Below are 18280 nucleotides of genomic sequence, written 5' to 3'. Positions count from 1 at the left end.
CTCCGCGCAGGCGGGGACCCATAGTGAACAACAGGATCCGTCAGCCTCGAAACATTGCGGTGTGCTTGGGTTTACGGCTTCGGCAACTCAGTATAGGTCCTCGCCTGCGCGGGGACGGCGGCTTCAAGGTCGACTCAACCGGTGCGCTCGTTCTGAATGAGCCGCCTCAATCCACCCAATTCACCCGCTCGAACTTGCCTCTAAAATCGTCCGGCATCATCACGACCTGGCTCGACTTGTAGTTGTAGAACACGAAACCCTGCTTGGCCATCGCCACCAGCGTGCGGTCCTGCGGCCGGGTGATGCGGAAGATGATGTCGCCGCCGTACTTGTTGAAGTCCATGACGCCGACTTCGAACAGCAGCTGGTCGCGCGCGTGCGCTTCGGCGCGGTAGGTGGTGGCGAGGTCGGTGACGATGATGCCGTTGCCGTCGCGCTCGGTTTCGCTGATGCCGAATTCGAACAGGAAGCGGGCGCGCGCTTCCGAGATCATCGAGATCATCGAATCGTTGCCGAGGTGGTTGCCGGCATTGATGTCGGTGACGCGCACCGTCAGCAGCGAGGAATAATAGTATTGGTCGTCAGGAAAGTTGAGCTGTAGTCGTGCCATGTCTTCACGTATCCCGGGTGGGCAAGCGGTCTTGGAATGCTCGACTGTACACCGATTCCGGCCGGCGGCGCGCAAGCCGCCGCTGGCCGCGCGGCCAGCGGCGTGCGCTCAGGCGGCCGGCGCGTCCAGCCGCTTGGCGCCCAGTTGCACCGACTGGCTGCGGATGCGGCCATCGACCACTTCGTAGATCGCTACCAGTTCCAGCGAGCCTTTGCCTTCGGGGAAATTCCTGGTGACGACTTCGTGGTCCATCACCAGCTTGCCCATCACGACGCGCTGCAGCAGGCGCGCGTGCAGGTCCGGTTCCTGGAAGCGCGCGGCGAAGCGCGGACGGAATTCGTCGTGGCCGCTGGCCAGCAGCGTGGCCGGGTATTCGTACTGGCGCGCGTCCGGCGCGTAGGTGGCGAGCAGGGCGTCGACGTCGCGTGCATTGTAGGCGTCGAGCTGGCGCTGGACGACGGCGGCGGGAGAATCGTGTTCGAGCATGGCGTGCGATGGCAGGGTTGAAAGCTTGTCATTCTGCCATAGATGCTGCGGGCGATCAGCGCCGCTGGCCGTCCCCGTCGCCGGGGTAGGGCGGCCGGCGCCGCAGCTTGCGCACGATGCCGTCGCGGTCCAGCAGCACGACCAGTTCCTCGCTGCGGCCGGCGCCGGCATCGGCCGTGTACAGCCAGGTTTCGATGCCGCTGTCGAAGGCGACCCGCTTGGTCGGGCCGAAGGCGGCCAGCAGTTCGGCGCGGGTGGTGCGGCCGGGTACGACCGTCTCGGTAAAATGGTCGGCGCCGACCATGGCGCCGGGGGCCGGCGCGCGCGTGGCGCAGCCGGCTACGGCGGCGCCCAGCAGCGCGGCCAGCAGTGCAGCCCGCAGCAGCGCGGCCAGCAGTGCAGCCCGCAGCAGCGCGGCGCCGGAGCGGCGCGTGCGGACGAGCGTCATGGCTGCGCTCCGGCGGCGGGTACGGCTGCTGCTGCTGCTGCTGCACCGTCGTCCATGTACTCGAAGCTGACCAGGGTATCGTCGGGCCAGCTGCGGTCCCAGATCGGCGCGTAATAGGTGCGGTCGAGCAGCACCTGGCAATCGCAATAGGGCAGCATGTCGGGCGTCTGGTCGCCGCCGGCGTACAGCAGGCGGAACGGCAGGATTTCGCTACGCGTGCCGGCACGCAGCGTCACCGAGAACAGCGGGCGCTCGGTAAAGAACAGGAAGTTGCCGTCCGGGCTGCCGCACACCTGTTCCGGACTGTTCAGGGCGCTCGCGATCCAGCCGAACAGCGGCGAACTGTTGGACACCAGTCCGGCTTCCACGCCGACCAGGCATTCCAGGCGCAGGTCGCCCAGGCGGCGCGTGTCCGGCGGCAGGTCGGGCGTGGTCACCTGGGCGCGCCAGGTCATGCTGGTGGTCTTGCGGTTGGCGATCACGGCGGCGTCCTCGTCCAGCGCCTGGCGGTTGCTGGGCAAGATAAAACTGTTGTCGGCAGCCACCGGCACCGGCACCGTGACGCGGTCGCCCACCACGCGCAGCGTGATGCCGCGCATGTCGACCCGCGGCGTGCGCGGCAGCAGCCGGAAGCGCAGCGTGGCCTGCGGCGCCAGCGCGTGCTGGCGCGTGAAACGCTCCATGCCGCGGATCATCTTGCGATAGGACTTGTCGACCGGGTCGCGCGTGCTGGTGACGACCACCGTCTGCGGCGCGGAGGCGGTTTGCGCGGCCGGCGGCGCCGGGTCCGGTGCCGCCGTTTGCGCCCGGGCTGTCCACGGCAGGGCCGCCATCATGAATACGATCGCCGTGCGCCGCATCGAATGCCTTACCAGTGGCGGACGCGGCCGACGTCCATGTGCACGAACTGCGAATCCGGGTAATAGCCGACGCCGCCGGCGCGCTGGGCCATCGCCGCCTTGCGCAGGCTGGCCAGGTTCCGGCCCGGGATGCGCACGTCGATCGCCTTGCCGTCCATGTGCAGGCTGTGCTTGGCCACGCCGCTGGTGTTTTCGTGCAGCATCTCGTTGGTTTCCGGCGAGCGGTAGCCGGAAATGATGTGCAGGGTAGGATGGTCGCCGAACTGGGCGCTGACGCGGTCGAGCAGCACCAGCAGTTGCGGATCGATCGGCGCGACCTTGTCGTTGCGGTGGTCGCGCAGCAGTTTGTTGATGTCCTGCAGCGCGTCCGGAATGAACCGGCCCTCGGCCCAGAACACGCTGCGCAGGCTTTCGCCGGTGTGGGTATTGTACAGGCGCAGGATGCGTTCGCCGGCGGCCACGCCGGCATCGGACGCCAGCGGCAGCGGCGCCGGCTGGGCCACGGCCGGGACCGCCCGGGCCGCGGCGCGCGACATCGCCGGGGCGCCCAGTACCGAAGCGAGCACGGCGGAACTCTTGAGGAAGGAGCGTCGTTGGTTCATGGTACGTATCCTGTACTGTGACGGATGGCTCATCATACGCTTCCTGGGCCGCTCATGCAGGCGGCGCGCCCATTCGTCCGCCTGCGGGTGTGGCAAACATGACGGCACGATGCGCGCCGTTGCCTGTCCGTTGGCATAAAATACACGGTCCGCCGGACGCGGCCGCGCCGCCGCCACGCTTGCCGGCAAACGCCGCGCGGCGCAGCGGCCGAGGGGAATCCATGGGTGTCACCGATCGCCGTCCTGCGCCGAAGCCGCGGTCCAGGGCCTTGCCGATGTTGCTGGGCCTGGCGGCCATGCTGGCGTCGTGGCCGGCCGCCTCCACGGCCGCTGCGCCGGCCCGCCGCGTCGACATCCCGGTCCCCGACATTCCCTATACGCGTTTCGTGCTGAAGAACGGCCTGACGGTGCTGGTGCACGAAGACCACAAGGCGCCGGTGGTGGCGGTGAATACCTGGTACCACGTCGGCTCCAAGGACGAACAGCCCGGCAAGACCGGCTTCGCCCACCTGTTCGAGCACCTGATGTTCTCGGGCAGCGACAATGTCGATCGACCCTTCCTGGCGGCGCTGGAAGGCATCGGCGCGCGCGACCTGAACGGCACCACCAACAAGGACCGCACCAATTACTTCGAGACCGTGCCGGCCTCGATGCTGGACACCGTGCTGTTCGCCGAGAGCGACCGCATGGGCCACCTGCTCGGCGTGCTCGACCGGAAAAAGCTGGACCTGCAGCGCGGCGTGGTGCAGAACGAAAAGCGCCAGCGCGAAAACCAGCCGTACGGCGTGGTCGACCAGATCGTCACCGAGAACACCTGGCCGCGCGGCCACCCGTATTCCTGGACCGTGATCGGTTCGATGGCCGACCTGGACGCGGCCTCGATGACCGACGTCGGCGCCTGGTTCAAGGCCAACTACGGCCCCAACAACGTGGTGCTGGTGCTGGCCGGCGACATCGATCCGGCCACGGCGCGCGCCAAGGTCGAACGCTACTACGGCGATATCCCGCCCGGCCCGCCGCTGGCCAGGCAGCGCGCATGGGTCGCCAAGCGCAGCGGCAGCCGGCGCGGCAGCGTGCAGGACCGGGTGCCGCAGTCGCGCATCTACCGCAGCTGGAACGTGCCCGGCGCCGACACGCCGGAAGAAGCGCTGCTCGACCTCGCCGCGCACGTGCTCGGCGGCGGCAAGAGTTCGCGCCTGTACCGGCGCCTGGTGGTCAGGGAGCAGCTGGCCACGTCCGCCTTCGCCGGCGACGATTCGGCCGAGATCGCCGGCCAGTTCGGCATCAACCTCACCGCGCGGCCGGGCGCCGACGTCGACCGCATGGAGCGCCTGGCCGACGAGGAGCTGCACAAGCTGCTGAAGGAGGGGCCGACGGGCGACGAACTGGAACGCGCCCGTATCGCCATCCTGGCCGGCTACGCGCGCAGCGTCGAGCGCGTGGGCGGCTTCGGCGGCAAGAGCGACGTGCTGGCGCGCTGCACCACCTTCACGGGCGATCCGGACTGCTATAAAACCTACTTGCGCCGTATCCGGGCCGCCACCCCGGCCACGGTGCGCCGGGCGATGCTGGACTGGCTGGCCGACGGCGACTACACGCTGCGCGTCGATCCGTTCCCGGCCGGCCTGGCGGCGCAGCCGCAAGCGCTCGACCGCAGCAAGGCGCCGCCGGCCGGCCGTCCGGAAACGCTGCGCCTGCCGCCGATGCAGACGGCGACGCTGTCGAACGGCTTGACGGTGGTGCTGGCCGAGCGCCACGGCGCGCCGGTGATCAATCTGTCGATGATGGTCGATGGCGGCTACGCCTCCGATGCGCGCGAACTGCCGGGCCTGGCCAGCCTGACGCTGCGCATGCTGGAAGAGGGCACGGGCGAGGGCGGGCAGGTCCGTTCCGGGTTTGAAATCAACCGCGAGCTGGAGGCGCTGGGCGCCTCGTTCGGTACCTCGACCAACCTGGACGGCGGCTTCGTCAACCTCAACGTGCTGAAACCGACGCTGGAGCGCGCGCTCGGCCTGTACGCCGACCTGGTGCTGCACCCGCGCTTCGCGCAGGCCGACTTCGAGAGATTGCGGCGCGAGCGGCTGGCGGCGATCGCGCGCGAAAAGACGGTGCCGCGCCAGATGGCGCTGCGCGTGCTGCCGGCCTTGCTGTACGGCCCCGGCCACGCCTATTCGCTGCCGCTGACCGGCAGCGGCACCGAGGCGGCGGTGCAGCGCATGACGCGCGCCGACCTGCAGCGCTACCACCGCACCTGGTTCCGGCCCAACAACGCGACCCTGCTGGTGGTCGGCGACACCACGCTGGCCGAACTGGCGCCGCAGCTCGAACGGGCGTTCGGCGCCTGGCCGGCGGCGCCGGTGCCGAAGAAAAACCTGCACAGCGTGGCGCAGCCGGCCGGCAGCACCATCTACCTGATCGACCGCCCCGGCGCGCTGCAGAGCGAGATCGTCGGCGCGCAGCTGGCGCCGCCGCTGGCGGGAACAAGCGTCACCGAGGCGCTGCAGCTGAACCTGCTGAACGACCTGTTCGGCGGCACCTTCAACTCGCGCCTGAACCTGAACCTGCGCGAGGACAAGCACTGGTCGTACGGCGTCGGCTCGTCGCTGGTGCCGGCGCTGGGGCAGCGCATCTTCCTCAGCGCCTCGCCGGTGCAGACCGACAAGACCGCCGACGCGCTGGGCGCGCTGGCGCGCGAATACGCCGACATCGCCGGCGCCCGCCCGCCCGGCGCCCGGGAACTCGAGGATGCGCAAGCCAACGAAACCCTGGGCCTGCCCGGCGCCTTCGAGACCGTGAACCAGCTCAGCGACGCCTACGCGACCATCCTGCAGTACCGCCTGCCGGCGGATTACTACGACACCTACACGGCGCAGGCGCTGGCCGTGACCCCGGCGCAGGTCGACGCGCTGGCCAGGCGCACGGTGCTGCCGAGGCAACCGGTGTGGATCGTGGTGGGCGACATGGACAAGGTGGAGGCGCCGATCCGCGCGCTGGGACTGGGAGAGGTGCGCAGGATCGATGTGGATGGGAAGGCGCTGCGGTAGGCGTCGAATGCAGGGTGTCGCAGCAGTCGAGCGGTGGATGAGCCGAAGATGAATGTCACCCGAAACGCGTCGTCCCCGCGCAGGCGGGGACCCATGCTGAGCGGCGGGACTCGATGAAGTCGAAAATGCTGCGGCGGTTTCAACTGCATGGTACTGAAAGCGCGGCATAGGTTCCCGCCTGCGCGGGAACGACGAGCAATCGGCATTCGTGTGCATGGTGCACGATGCGGGACGACGGCTATGATGCCCCCGCCTTTTTCTTCTTCTGCTCTTCCTGGTACTTCTGGAAGCGCTCGATGTGTTCTTCCCGCCGCAGCAGCTTCGAATGCGGATCGAGCGTATACGTCTCGCCGTCGCCCAGCGCCACGCTGCCGCGCCCGTCCGTCATCGGCACGGTCAACAAGCGCGTGCCCGCGCGCACCTCGACCGGCATCGGGAACGGCGTGTTCTTTTCCGTCTTCCACGCCAGCTGCAGCGTGTTGCCGCTGCGCGTGGCCTGCAGGTCCGGCAGCGCCGCCTGGTAGAGATAAGCCTGGAAGAACCAGCCCAGGTCGCGTCCGCTGGCGCGCTCGGCGAGGGCGATGAATTCCGGCGTGGTGCCGTAGCGCGGCGCGAACCGGCCCGGCTGCGGCCGGTCGGTGCCGTACACCATCTGGCGCACCGTGCGGAAAAAGGCGTCGTCGCCGACCAGGCCGCGCAGCGTGTGCAGTACCAGCGACCCCTTGCCGTAGATATCGCCGCCGGGGCCGCCGCGCTTGGTGTCGTAGACGTCTTCCTCGAGCTTGTGCTTGCCCGACACGATCGGCGCCTTATTCAGGATGCCGGCGCGCTGGCGCATCAGCTCGGCGTAGTATTCCCGGTCGCCGCGCAGGCGCTGCATGTACAGCGGCTGCATGTAGCTGCCCAGGCCCTCGTGCAGCCACATGTCGTCCCAGTCGGCGTTGGTCAGCTGGTTGCCGAACCATTCGTGGGCGAACTCGTGCTGCAGCAGTTCGTCGTAGCCGTAGGCGGTCTTGGCGTAGTTGTTGCCGTAGGCGTTGATGGTCTGGTGCTCCATGCCCTTGTGCGGTGTCTCGACCACGCCCATCTTTTCGTCGCCGAACGGGTAGGGGCCGATGGTGCTCTCGAAGAAGTCGAGCATCGGCGTGAATTCGGCGAACAATTCCCTGGCCTTGGCTTCGTTCTGCGGCAGGTACCACATGCGCAGCGGGATGGTATTGCCGTAGCGGCTCTTGTAGTCCCCTTCCAGCAGCTTATAGGGCGCCACGTTGATCGCGATGCCGTAGGTGCTGGGGTTCCTGGTTCTCCAGTGCCAGGTACGCCAGCCATCGGACTCGGTGACGCCCATGGCGATGCCGTTGCCGGCCGCCACCAGAGGCGCCGGCACGGTGATGTGCTCGTCGACCTGCCTGGCCTTGCCGGTCGGGTGGTCGATGCAGGGCCAGAACAGGTCGCAGCCTTCGCCCTGCACGGCGCTGGCGACCCAGGGCTGGCCGTCCGGCGTCTGCGACCAGACGAAGCCGCCGTCCCAGGGCGCGCGCCTGGCCACGTGCGGCTGGCCGTGGTAGCGCACGCGGATCGCCACCTGCCGGCCCGGCACCAGGCGCTGCGGCAGTTCGATGGTCAGCTTGCCGTCCGGATTGCGCCAGCGGCTGGCCGCCAGGGCCTGGCCGTCGACCTCGATGGCGTCGATCGGCAGGTTGCGGTCGAGGTCGAGCTCGATCCGCTCCAGCGGCGCGCGCGTGCCGAAGGTGAGCAGGACGTCGCCGCGGATGCTGCGGCTGGCCGGTTCCACGCGCAGTTGCAGGTCGGCCTTGTCGAACTCCAGGGCCAGCTGGTCGGCGCTGCGCGTGGCGCCGGAATTGACGCTGTAGTCGGTCAGCGCCGGTTGGCTGGCGCAGCCGGCCAGCAGCAGGGCGCTGGCAAAGGGGACGATCTTGGTCATGGAAGCGGCACTCTGAAGATAATTCCGGGAAATTTATCACAGCGCCAATGGGAAGCGGAAGGCGGCCGGCCACGCCGGCGCGCGCCGCCAGAACGGCGCTTGGCGGATACTGGACGCCAAGGAGGAAACATGAGCGAACTGAACATCGATATCGGCAGCACCGCGCTGGTGCTGATCGACCTGCAGAACAGCAACGTCAGGCGCGAACTGGCGCCCTACACGGCCGAACAGGTGGTCGGCAACGCCGTGCTGCTGGCCGGCGAAATGCGCGACCGCGGCGGCATGGTGGTGTATGTGCGCGTGCTGGTGGACCAGTTGCCGGCGCTGCCGGCGGATGCGCCGATGCCCAAGGCCGGCAACCCGCCGCCGGACGCCTCGCAGCTGGCGCCCGAGGCGCAGGTGCAGGCGCAAGACATCGTGGTGACCAAGCGCCAGTGGGGCGCGTTCTATGGCACCGAACTCGACCAGCTGCTGCGCCGCCGCCACATCAAGACCATCGTGCTGGGCGGGATAGCCACCAACTACGGCGTCGAATCGACCGCGCGCGCCGCCTTCGACCTGGGCTATGAACTGGTGTTCGCGGAAGACGCGATGAGCAGCATGCAGGCCGAGGCGCACCGTTTCTCGTGCGAGAACAGTTTTCGGACCATGGGCCGGGTACGTTCCACCCGCGCGCTGATCGATGCATTCCAGGCCGGCACCGGCGACGCTTGATGAAGGCTTGACACTGAAGGCTTGACACGCAAATGACACGCCCGCCGCGGCCCGGAAAATCGGGCGGCGGCGGGCGTGATGGTGGTGCGGCCGGTGCGTCGACTGGTCGTCTAGCCAATACTGCAGCCGACCCTGTTCATGGCGCGGCAATCTGCCTGCTTACGTAGGCAGGCTGCCAGCCCGACCGGCTCAGCGGCGTGGCGCCTGCTGGGCGGCCTGGGCATTGGCGTTTGCCTGGGCCTGCGCATTCGCCTGGGCTTGTGCCTGCGCCTGCTGGCGCTCCTGCTTCTTGCCCATGTGGTGGCCGACCGCGCAGCCGACCGCGGCGCCCAGCACGCTGTGCTTGCCGGCCACGTGGCCGCCGACGGCGCCGACGGCGGCGCCCTTCAGGCAGCCCGGCTTGGCGAACGCGCCGGCCGAGGCCAGGGACATCAACAGCGATGCGGCGATGAGTTTGGTTTTCATGGTGGTTCTCCGTTCGATCAGTGTGGCGGCGGCCGACGGGCCTCCCGTTGATGCCAGAGTAGCCCTGCCTGCGGTGCTTGAATGTGCGCCACACAACCGTACGCGCGATTTTCCGGTCGTGCCGGTCACGGCATCATGCAGCCGCGCGCGGCGGGCGCCGGGCGTCGCCCATCATACGGCGTCAGCTGCCGCGCGCGATCTCGGCCGCGATCTCGTACGAGCGCAGGCGCGCCGCATGGTCGAAGATCTGGCAGGTGATCATCAGCTCGTCGGCGCCGGTGCGGACCACGAAATCGTTCAACTGGCGCGCCACGGTGGCGGGCGAGCCGATCGCCGCGCTCGACAGCACGGAATCGAGCATGCCCCGCTCGGCCGGACCCAGCAGGTCGAGATAGCCCTCCACCGGCGGCTTCAGGCGGGTCGGATGGCCGCTGCGCAGGTTGACGAAGGCTTGCTGCATCGAGGTCGCGCGCCAGTGCGCTTCGGCGTCGGTGTCGGCGGCGAACACGTTAAAGCCGAGCATCACGTACGGCTTGTCGAGCTGGGCCGACGGGCGGAAGTTGGCGCGGTACAGCTCGATCGCCTGCATCATCATCTGCGGCGCGAAGTGCGAGGCGAATGCGTACGGCAGCCCGAGCGCGGCGGCCAGCTGGGCGCCGAACAGGCTGGAACCGAGGATCCACAGCGGCACCTGCAAGCCGGCGCCCGGCACCGCGCGCACGTGGCGACGCGGGGCGTCGGCGAAATAATCCATCAGTTCCACCACGTCCTGCGGAAACTCGTCGGCGTCGGAGGCCAGGTTGCGACGCAGCGCGCGCGCGGTGGCGTGGTCGGAACCGGGCGCGCGGCCCAGGCCCAGGTCGATACGGCCCGGATACAGCGACTCGAGCGTGCCGAACTGCTCGGCGATCACCAGCGGCGAATGGTTCGGCAGCATGATGCCGCCGGCGCCGATGCGGATGGTCGAGGTGCCGGCGGCCACGTGGCTCATTAGCACCGCGGTCGCCGCGCTGGCGATGCCGGGCATGCCATGGTGCTCGGCCAGCCAGAAGCGATTGTAGCCCCAGCGCTCGCCATGCCGGGCGAGGTCGAGCGAACGGCGGAAGGATTCGGCGGCGTCGCTGCCTTCCGTGATGGGGGAGAGGTCGAGTATGGATAATGGGATCATGTTCGGCATCATACGCCGATCGGATTGTTCGCGTGCACCGGCCCGCAAAACCGGAGTTGGCGTCCGTACAGTGTTTATTAAAGGAAATTGCCAAGAATTGTGCTCTGACCCCGAATTGTGGGCGCGAATCGTGCGGGGTCGGGTTTGGTGCTTGACCGGGGTGGCCGGGGCTGCCTAAGATGGGTTTTTGTCAAAGCGCCTGGCGCGCTGTCTGTCATGTCAATGTCGTGGATGCGGGCGCCCTGGCGGCGCCGTTGCCTGCTTGCCGGCGGTGTCGCGGTGCTGGCGGCGGGGTGTGCGGCGACCGGGCCGCGGCCGGTGCAACCGGGCGATGCGCGGCTGGATGCGGCGCGCTTTGCGGAAATCGATGCCGCCATCGGGCAAGCCATTGCGCAGCGCAAGCTGCCGGGGGCGGTGTTCCGCCTTGAGCGCGACGGCGCGGTGTTCGAGCGCGCCTACGGGCGGCTGAGCTATGCCGCGGACGCGCGGCCGGTGGCGGCCGGCACGCTGTTCGATGCGGCGTCGCTGACCAAGGTGCTGGCCACCGCGCCGGCGGTGCTGATGCTGGCCGAGGAGGGAAGGATCGATCTGGATGCGCGCCTGGTCGACTATTTTCCCGAATGCGCCGGCGGCGGCAGGGACGGCATCACGATCCGCCACCTGCTCACCCACAGTTCCGGCCTGCCGGCCGGGCTGGGCGCGCAGCCGGCCTGGCACGGCGACGCGGCGGCGCACGCGCTGGCCTGCGGACGCGCCTCGAGCGCTGCGCCGGGCACGCTGCTGCGCTATTCCGACGTCAACTACATCCTGCTGGGGCAATTGGTGGCGCGCGTGTCCGGCATGCCGCTGGATGCATTCGCGCAGCGGCGCATCTTCGGCCCGCTCGGCATGCGCGCCACCGGCTACCTGCCGCTGCGGCATGGGGCGGACGCGGCCGCCATCGCGCCGACCCAGCGCGGCGCGATGGCGGATGGAGCGGCGGGGGCGGCGGCCGGTCCGGCCTCCGCACATGGCGACCTCGCTCCCGGCCAGCTGCTGCAGGGGGTGGTGCACGACCCGACCGCGCGCCGCATGGGCGGGGTGGCCGGATCGGCCGGCGTGTTCACCACGGCGGCCGACCTGGCGCGCTACGCGCGCATGCTGCTGCAGGGCGGCGCGCTGGACGGCGTGCGCATCCTGAGCCCCGCCGGCGTGCGCCTGCTGACCACGGTGCAGACGCCCGCCGGCCTGGCGCCGCGCGCCATGGGCATGGACATCGATTCGCCGTACGCGCTGCGCCCGCGCGGCGCGCTGTACCCGGTGGGCAGCTACGGCCACACCGGCTTCACCGGCTGCGTGCTGTGGATCGATCCCGGCTCGCGCAGCTTTTATGTGCTGCTGTCGAACCGCGTGTATCCGGACGATGCCAGCCGCGTGCTGGAACTGTACACGCAGCTGGGCACGCTGGCGGCGCGCGCGGCCGGGGTGGCGCCGGCAGCGGCAACCGCCACGACAACGGCAGCGGCAACTGCGACGACAACGACAACGACAGCAGTAACTGCGACGACAACGTCAGCGGCAACGGCGGCGGCTGGGCACTGAATCCACGGGCCGCCGCACCGGTACGCCATGCGCGTGCACGGCGGCGCACCGCCTCTTTTCAGCCTGCAAACTTTTCCGTGCGGCTACCGCGCGCACCCTTTCCGGCGTCCGCCTTACACTGCAAATCCTCAATTTATCTTCTTGATATTGTTGAGTTTTTGCCCCAAATCCATGAGGAGAACGACATGAAAACGAATAAATTGTTGAAAGGTCTGTTGGGCGCCACCGTCGCCATGGCGATGTTCGGTTCGATGGGCGCGCAGGCGCAAACCAGCGGCAGTTCGTCGACCAGCGGCGGCAACAGCGCCAGCTCGCAAACGGACCAGACGTCGTCGGGCAGTTCGTCGACCAAGAAGTCGAACAAGAAGCACTCCCGCAAGAGCGGTGCCAGCGGCAGCAGCTCTTCGGGCAGCATGGGCTCCGGCGCCAGCGGCTCCAGCGGCAGCGGCTCCAGCATGGGCTCGGGCAGCAGCGGTTCGGGTTCGTCCAGCAGCGGCAGCGGCAGCACCAGCGGCGGCACCACGGGCAGCGGCAGCATGGGCACCAGCGGCTCGAGCGGTTCCAGCGGCACCTCGGGCGGCGGCACCAATAGCGGCAGCAGCGGCACCAGCGGCAGCATGGGCACCGGTTCCTCGGGCTCGAGCGGCAGCATGGGCACCGGGACCAGCAGCGGCGCGGGCAGCATGGGCACCGGCACCGGCACCGGCGGCATGAGCAGCAGCGGCAGCAGCGGCATGACCGGTTCTGGCACCGGCCTGAACAGCTCCGGCATGAGCGGTACCGGCTCCGGCTCGGGCAGCAATACCGGCACCGGTACCGGCGCGGCAGGCACCGGCACCAGCACCACCAGCGGCGGCAGCGGCACCGGCAGCCGCGGTTACTGATCGGCCGCCGTATTAATCGGCCATCATGTCGATCGGCCAGCATGTCGATCTGCCAACGTATCGATCGGCCCTGACGCCGATCGGCCGCGGCCAGGACGGCTGCACACCGGCGCCCACGCGGCGCCACCTGAACGACCAGCCCCGGGGCTGGTTTTTTTTCGTCCGCCGGCACCGGTTTCCTGGCTGGTAACCACACAGCCGGCTTGCGCTTGGCGTCTGTCCCCCTGGACGGGGCAAGCGAGTGCCATGCATGGCAAACGGGAGCAACGCAGCGCCCGCTTGCCAGGGGCAGCACGAGCGCCTGCGGGCTGCCGGGATACGCTGTCAGGTGAGCCGGTAGCCGACCGGCAGCAGCGGCGGCGGCAGCTCGCGTTCGCCGAGCGCGATGCGCAGGTCGATCTCGATGGTGCGGCACAGCGCCGCCAAGGGCAGGTCGTGGTCGGACACGCCGAACGGTTCCTCGATCTCGTCGCCGAGCGCGTCCAGGCCGAAGAAGGTGTAGGCGACGATCGCCACCACCAGCGGCGTCAGCCAGCCGACCGTGTCGACCAAGCCGAACGGCAGCAGGAAGCAGTACAGGTAGGCGGTGCGGTGCAGCAGCAGCGTGTACGAGAACGGGATCGGCGTGCCGCGGATGCGTTCGCAGGCGGCCGCTACCCCTGTCATGGCCGACAGGGTGGCGTCCAGCGCCACCGCCAGCGCCGGATCGATGCGCCGTTGGCGCAGGCACAGGGCCAGGTCGGCGCCCATGTGCAGCATCAGCGCGTGCGGCAGGTTGGGCAGCGTGCGCACGCCTTCCCATTCGCCGGCGTCGAGCCAGGGCGCGACGTCGCCCGCCGGGTCGCTGCCGCGCAGGCGGTGGCGCAGCGCGTGCGCGTAGGCGGCGGCGCGGCGCAGCATGCGCGCGCGCGGATCGCCGCGCTCATCGGCGCCATCCGCCGCAGCGCCGCCATCGCCATCGCCATCCTGCACCAACGACAGGCACTGGCGCGCCAGGCTGCGGCTGCGCAGTACCAGTTCGCCCCATTGCTTGCGGCCTTCCCAGTAGCGGTCGTAGGCGGCGTTGTTGCGAAAGCCCAGGAAGATCGCCAGCGGCAATCCCATCAGCGTGAACGGGATCGTGCTGAGGGCGATGCGCACGCCGCCGAGCAGGTCGAGCAGCGTCACCGCCGCCGCCAGCAGCGTGGCCGCGGCCAGGCTTTTCCAGATGCTCGGCAAGACCGAACCGCGCAGCACCAGCAGCAGGCGCAGCGCCGAGGGGCGCTCGCGCACGATCATGGCAATCTTCCCGGGAAGGCGGTGGCGCTGCGCTGCATGGTGGGTCCTGGCGATGTAGGGCGGAACGGGAAGCCGATTATAGGCGGTGCCGGCCAGCCGTGTGCCGCGCCCGTACCGGAGCGGTTATCGTGGACGATCATCTCTCACCACGACATCGGAGGAAGCACATGCAGACGCGCCAGCTCGGCAACACAGGATTGCAAGTCTCCAGCATCGGCCTGGGGTGCATGGGCATGAGCGATTTCTACGGCGCGCGCGACGAGCGCGAATCGGTCGCCACCATCCAGCGCGCCATCGACCTGGGCGTGACGCTGTTCGACACCGCCGACATGTACGGCCCGCACACCAACGAGGAACTGCTGGGGCGCGCCATCCGCGGCCGCCGCGAGGGGCTGGTCATCGCCACCAAGTTCGGCATCGTGCGCACGCCGGACAATCCGGCCGGCTACGACATCGACGGCAGTCCGGCCTACGTGCGCGCCGCGGTCGAGGGCAGCCTGCGGCGCCTGGGCGTCGAGGCCATCGATCTGTACTACCAGCACCGCATCGACCCGGACACGCCGGTCGAGGAGACCATGGGCGCGCTGGCCGACCTGGTCCGCGCCGGCAAGATCCGCCACATCGGCCTGTCGGAAGCTTCGGTGGAGACCATCGAGCGCGCCGTCAAGGTGCATCCGGTGGCCGCGCTGCAGAGCGAGTATTCGCTGTGGACGCGCGACCCGGAAGAGGGCGTGCTGGACGCCTGCCGCCGCCACGGCATCGGCTTCGTGCCCTACAGCCCGCTGGGGCGCGGCTTCCTCACCGGCGAGATCCGCAGCCCGGACGATTTCGCGGCCGACGACTGGCGCAGGAACAATCCGCGCTTCATGGGCGAGAACTTCGCGAAGAACATCGCGCTGGTCGACAAGGTGCGCGACCTGGCCCGCGAGGCCGGCTGCACGCCGGGGCAGCTGGCGCTGGCCTGGGTGCTGGCGCAGGGGCCGGACATCGTGCCGATCCCGGGCACCAAGCGCCGCAGCTACCTGGAGCAGAACGTGGAGGCGGCCGCCATCGACCTCGGTCCGGCGCAACTGGTGGAACTGGAGGCCATCTTTCCGCGCGGGGCGGCGGCCGGGTCGCGCTATCCGGAAGCGCGCATGAAGCTGCTAGATAAATAAAGACGTTCAGCAGCCGACCACCGCCGCGTGGCCGGCCTGCACCGCTTTCCAGTCGCGCAGGCCGGCGATGGCGTCTTCCTTCAATTTGGCCTCGATCTCGATCCAGGGCGCGGCGGCATACGAGGCCGGCATGGTCGTGATCAGGTCGGCGTGCTGGCGGTCGTTGAAGTGTTCGCGGCCGTTCGAGATGTGCACCAGCTGGTGCTCGGGCACGGTCCAGGTCTCGCGGGCGCGCGCCAGCATCTCCGCCACGCTGGGGTCGTCGTAGCTGGCCAGCTTGGCGTGCACGACATGGTGGTGGGCGTCGAAGATCATCGGCACGCCGCTGCGCATGCAGATGGCGTGGATCTGCGCCGCGCCGTAGGCGTATTCGTCGTTTTCCAGGCACAGGCGCAGGCGGATCGGGTCCGGCAGGTCGGCGATGCGCGCCACCAGCTCGTCGCTGCGCCCCGATTTGCCGCCGTGGATTTCCAGCAGCGCCCACGGCGAGCGCGGCTGCTGCAGCAATTCCATGATGTCGGCGTGCATCTGCAGGATCTTGACGCTGTTGGCCACCACGTCAGGCGAATCCGAACTGAGTACCACGAACTGGTCCGGATGCATCACCAGGCGCAAGCCCTGCGCCGTGGCGCGCGCGCCGGTGCGCGCCAGGGCCGGCGCCAGCGGCTGCATCACCTCGCGGCCGACGTCCTCGTCGAAGAACGGGAAGATCGAGGACGGCATGCGGTACAGGCGGATGCCTTCGCGCTGGCAGTACTGCAGGGCGCCGTCCAGGGTCTGGATGTTGTCGCGGTAGATGTCTTCGAGCAGCTTGCGCTGGCCGGCATCGGACTGCTCCAGCAGGCGCTTGCGCGTGACGGTGCGGTAGCGGACGTCCTTCGATACGGTGATACAGACCAGGCCAAGCTCGGGAGACATGTGAATGCAGAAATCGTTAGCGTTGTCACCATGTTCCTTCGAAACCCCGCTACCGTCAAACCAGTGCCGTGCCGCAAGCAAAATTTCGGGGTCAGAGCACAAATTCGGGGTCAGAGCAGAAATGGCGGAAAGATATTGAAGAAGATTTTTAATATAGGCATGGACGCGACAAGGAATTCTTACCCTGCAGCGGCAGATGACCATGCGTGTACCGTCTCTTCAATTTGCCTTTAAGCAATTGATCCAAAAAGTGCTCTGACCCCGAATTGGTGGTGAAAAGTGCTCTGACCCCGAATCGGGCGGCGGCAGGGACGGCGAGGGCGTGGCAGCTCGTGAAGAGTGCAGGGCAAGAAGGTGTGAGGAAACAGTGGCGAGCCAACAACTCGCGCTGAATTAATTTCCTTGTGGAAAATAAAATCCTTTCCGTATGCGTCAATGCTGGCTAGAGTAGCCGTGGATATTCACTAGGCTCGCTTGCCGGCGCCATCACACGCGATTACACCATGCTCAACAACATCAGCATCAAGCTGCGCCTGATCTTCCTCACCGTCCTGCTGAACGGCGTCGCCATCGTGGTTGGCGCCGTCGGCCTGGTCAACCAGGGCGCCACCAATGCCGCGCTGGGCACGGTCTACAACGATCGGGTGCTGGCGCTCGACCAGCTCGGCCGTGTGCAAGTTCTAATGCAGCAGAACCAGAACGCGCTGGCGCATGCCGCGCTGGACAGCGGCGAGGACCCGGTCCCGGTGCTGGCCGGCGTGGAGCAGCGTAGCGCGCAGGCGTCCGCCACCTGGGCCGCCTACGAGGCAACCTTTCTGACCGCGGACGAAAAGATCCTGGCGCGCAAGGCCGCCGCCACCCGCGCCGCCTTCCTCGAGACCGGCCTGCGGCCCGCGCTGGCCGCGCTGCGCACGCACGACAACGGCCTGCTGGTTTCCCTGGTCAAGGGGCCCATGAGCCAGGCCTACCTGCCCGCGCAGGACGCCATGCAGGCCCTGGTCAGGCTGCAGCTGGACGTGGCGAAGAGCGAATACGACGCCGCGCTGGCGCGCTACGAGCGCACCCACCGGCTGTCGATCGCGTTGATCGTGCTCGGCGTGGCCGGCGGCGCGGCGCTCGCCTTTTATCTCATCCGCGGCATTACCGGTTCCATTGCCCAGGCGCTGCACCTGGCGCGCAGCGTGGCCGCGGGCGACCTGACCCAGGCCATCCGCATCGATTCGAAGGACGAGATCGGCCAGTTGCTGGAAGCGCTGCGCGGCATGAACGCCAGCCTGGGCGGCATCGTGACCCGGGTGCGCGCCGGCACCGACACCATCGGCACCGCCTCGCAGCAGATCGCCGCCGGCAACCAGGACCTGTCCACGCGCACCGAGGAGCAGGCCAGTTCGCTGGAAGAAACCGCGGCCTCGATGGAAGAACTCACCGCGCAGGTGCGCAGCAACGCCGAGCATGCGCGCCAGGCCAACGCGCTGGCGCAGGCGGCATCCGGCGTGGCCGGGCGCGGCGGTGAAGTCATCCGGCAGGTGGTGGACACGATGGACGGTATCAACGACGCCTCGCGCCGCATCGCCGACATCACTGGCGTGATCGACGGCATCGCCTTCCAGACCAATATCCTGGCCTTGAACGCGGCGGTGGAAGCGGCGCGCGCCGGCGAGCAGGGGCGCGGCTTCGCGGTGGTGGCGGCGGAAGTACGCAACCTGGCGCAGCGCTCGGCCACCGCGGCCAGGGAAATCAAGGGGCTGATCGAGGATTCGGTACGGCGCGTGGACAGCGGCGGCCAACTGGTCGCCGCGGCGGGCCAGACGATGGGCGAGATCGTCGCCAGCGTGCAACGCGTGACCGACATCATGGCCGAGATCAGCGCCGCCAGCACCGAGCAGAATGCCGGCATCGAGCAGGTGAACATGGCGGTGGTACAGATGGACCAGGTGACGCAGCAGAATGCGGCGCTGGTGGAGGAAGCCGCCGCGGCGGCGGATGCGATGCAGCAGCAGGCGCTGCTGCTGCTGGACGCGGTGAGCGTGTTCCGCACGGCGGACCAGGCGGCGCGCCCCGGCCGGGATGCGGCGCCGGCGCCGCGTCGCTACGCCCTGGCTGCCGCCTGAGCGGGCGTG

At 68.7% G+C, this 18280-nt stretch carries 16 protein-coding genes; 6 read left to right on the top strand and 10 right to left on the bottom strand.

Features of this window, described 5'->3' with window-relative positions:
• Positions 1–166: 166 nt before the first annotated feature.
• The 5 genes from HH212_RS05385 to mepK all read right to left on the bottom strand — a co-directional run bounded on the left by HH212_RS05385 (position 167) and on the right by mepK (position 3006).
• The gene (locus tag HH212_RS05385; RefSeq protein WP_169434429.1) at positions 167–610 is read right to left on the bottom strand and encodes a thioesterase family protein; all 444 of its coding nucleotides are present in this window, start codon (positions 608–610) and stop codon (positions 167–169) included.
• Between the two features lie 108 nt (positions 611–718).
• On the bottom strand, positions 719–1096 hold the full coding sequence (locus tag HH212_RS05380) for a nuclear transport factor 2 family protein (RefSeq protein ID WP_169434427.1): 378 nt from the start codon (positions 1094–1096) through the stop codon (positions 719–721).
• A 55-nt stretch (positions 1097–1151) separates the two neighbouring features.
• The gene (locus tag HH212_RS05375) at positions 1152–1544 is read right to left on the bottom strand and encodes a hypothetical protein (protein ID WP_229217583.1); all 393 of its coding nucleotides are present in this window, start codon (positions 1542–1544) and stop codon (positions 1152–1154) included.
• On the bottom strand, positions 1541–2380 hold the full coding sequence (locus tag HH212_RS05370) for a hypothetical protein (RefSeq protein WP_229217582.1): 840 nt from the start codon (positions 2378–2380) through the stop codon (positions 1541–1543). Before HH212_RS05370 ends, HH212_RS05375 begins: the two co-directional genes overlap by 4 nt.
• Positions 2381–2412: 32 nt before the next feature.
• Complete coding sequence (gene mepK / locus HH212_RS05365) at positions 2413–3006, bottom strand: peptidoglycan L,D-endopeptidase MepK (RefSeq protein WP_169434425.1); 594 nt, start codon at positions 3004–3006, stop codon at positions 2413–2415.
• A 221-nt stretch (positions 3007–3227) separates the two neighbouring features.
• Here mepK and HH212_RS05360 point away from each other — a divergent pair, with 221 nt between their 5' ends.
• Entirely contained in the window at positions 3228–6050 is a 2823-nt protein-coding gene (locus HH212_RS05360; protein WP_229217581.1) for a M16 family metallopeptidase, read from the top strand.
• A gap of 238 nt (positions 6051–6288) precedes the next feature.
• On the opposite strand, the gene HH212_RS05355 is transcribed toward HH212_RS05360, so the two are convergent.
• Complete coding sequence (locus HH212_RS05355; RefSeq protein WP_169434423.1) at positions 6289–7995, bottom strand: M1 family metallopeptidase; 1707 nt, start codon at positions 7993–7995, stop codon at positions 6289–6291.
• 129 nt (positions 7996–8124) lie between these two features.
• Between HH212_RS05355 and HH212_RS05350 the strand changes: the two genes are divergently transcribed.
• Positions 8125–8709, top strand: a complete 585-nt coding sequence (locus HH212_RS05350) for an isochorismatase family protein (RefSeq protein WP_169434421.1) — start codon at positions 8125–8127, stop codon at positions 8707–8709.
• A gap of 189 nt (positions 8710–8898) precedes the next feature.
• Here the strand turns inward: HH212_RS05350 and HH212_RS05345 are convergent, their stop codons facing one another.
• Both HH212_RS05345 and HH212_RS05340 read right to left on the bottom strand, forming a co-directional pair.
• Complete coding sequence (locus HH212_RS05345) at positions 8899–9174, bottom strand: glycine zipper domain-containing protein (protein WP_169434419.1); 276 nt, start codon at positions 9172–9174, stop codon at positions 8899–8901.
• Positions 9175–9355: 181 nt separating this feature from the next.
• Entirely contained in the window at positions 9356–10342 is a 987-nt protein-coding gene (locus HH212_RS05340) for an LLM class flavin-dependent oxidoreductase (protein WP_169434417.1), read from the bottom strand.
• Between the two features lie 216 nt (positions 10343–10558).
• Between HH212_RS05340 and HH212_RS05335 the strand changes: the two genes are divergently transcribed.
• Both HH212_RS05335 and HH212_RS05330 read left to right on the top strand, forming a co-directional pair.
• Positions 10559–11923 carry a serine hydrolase domain-containing protein gene (locus tag HH212_RS05335; protein ID WP_229217580.1) on the top strand — a complete coding sequence of 455 codons (1365 nt, stop codon included), beginning with the start codon at positions 10559–10561 and terminating at the stop codon, positions 11921–11923.
• A 185-nt stretch (positions 11924–12108) separates the two neighbouring features.
• Entirely contained in the window at positions 12109–12807 is a 699-nt protein-coding gene (locus tag HH212_RS05330) for a hypothetical protein (RefSeq protein ID WP_169434415.1), read from the top strand.
• Between the two features lie 324 nt (positions 12808–13131).
• On the opposite strand, the gene HH212_RS05325 is transcribed toward HH212_RS05330, so the two are convergent.
• The gene (locus HH212_RS05325; protein WP_169434414.1) at positions 13132–14085 is read right to left on the bottom strand and encodes a bestrophin family protein; all 954 of its coding nucleotides are present in this window, start codon (positions 14083–14085) and stop codon (positions 13132–13134) included.
• A gap of 167 nt (positions 14086–14252) precedes the next feature.
• Between HH212_RS05325 and HH212_RS05320 the strand changes: the two genes are divergently transcribed.
• Positions 14253–15242, top strand: coding sequence for an aldo/keto reductase (locus HH212_RS05320; protein WP_169434413.1), 990 nt, complete (start codon positions 14253–14255; stop codon positions 15240–15242).
• 6 nt (positions 15243–15248) lie between these two features.
• Here the strand turns inward: HH212_RS05320 and uvsE are convergent, their stop codons facing one another.
• A complete protein-coding gene (gene uvsE, locus HH212_RS05315) occupies positions 15249–16160 on the bottom strand; it encodes a UV DNA damage repair endonuclease UvsE (protein ID WP_169434412.1) in 912 nt (303 codons plus the stop codon).
• A gap of 503 nt (positions 16161–16663) precedes the next feature.
• Between uvsE and HH212_RS27675 the strand changes: the two genes are divergently transcribed.
• Positions 16664–18271, top strand: a complete 1608-nt coding sequence (locus HH212_RS27675) for a methyl-accepting chemotaxis protein (RefSeq protein ID WP_169434411.1) — start codon at positions 16664–16666, stop codon at positions 18269–18271.
• Positions 18272–18280 lie beyond the last annotated feature (9 nt).

Source organism: Massilia forsythiae (genome assembly GCF_012849555.1).
Lineage (GTDB): Bacteria > Pseudomonadota > Gammaproteobacteria > Burkholderiales > Burkholderiaceae_D > Telluria > Telluria forsythiae.
Note: the sequence above shows the minus strand (reverse complement) of the source record. Positions and strands in the feature narration are given on the sequence as shown.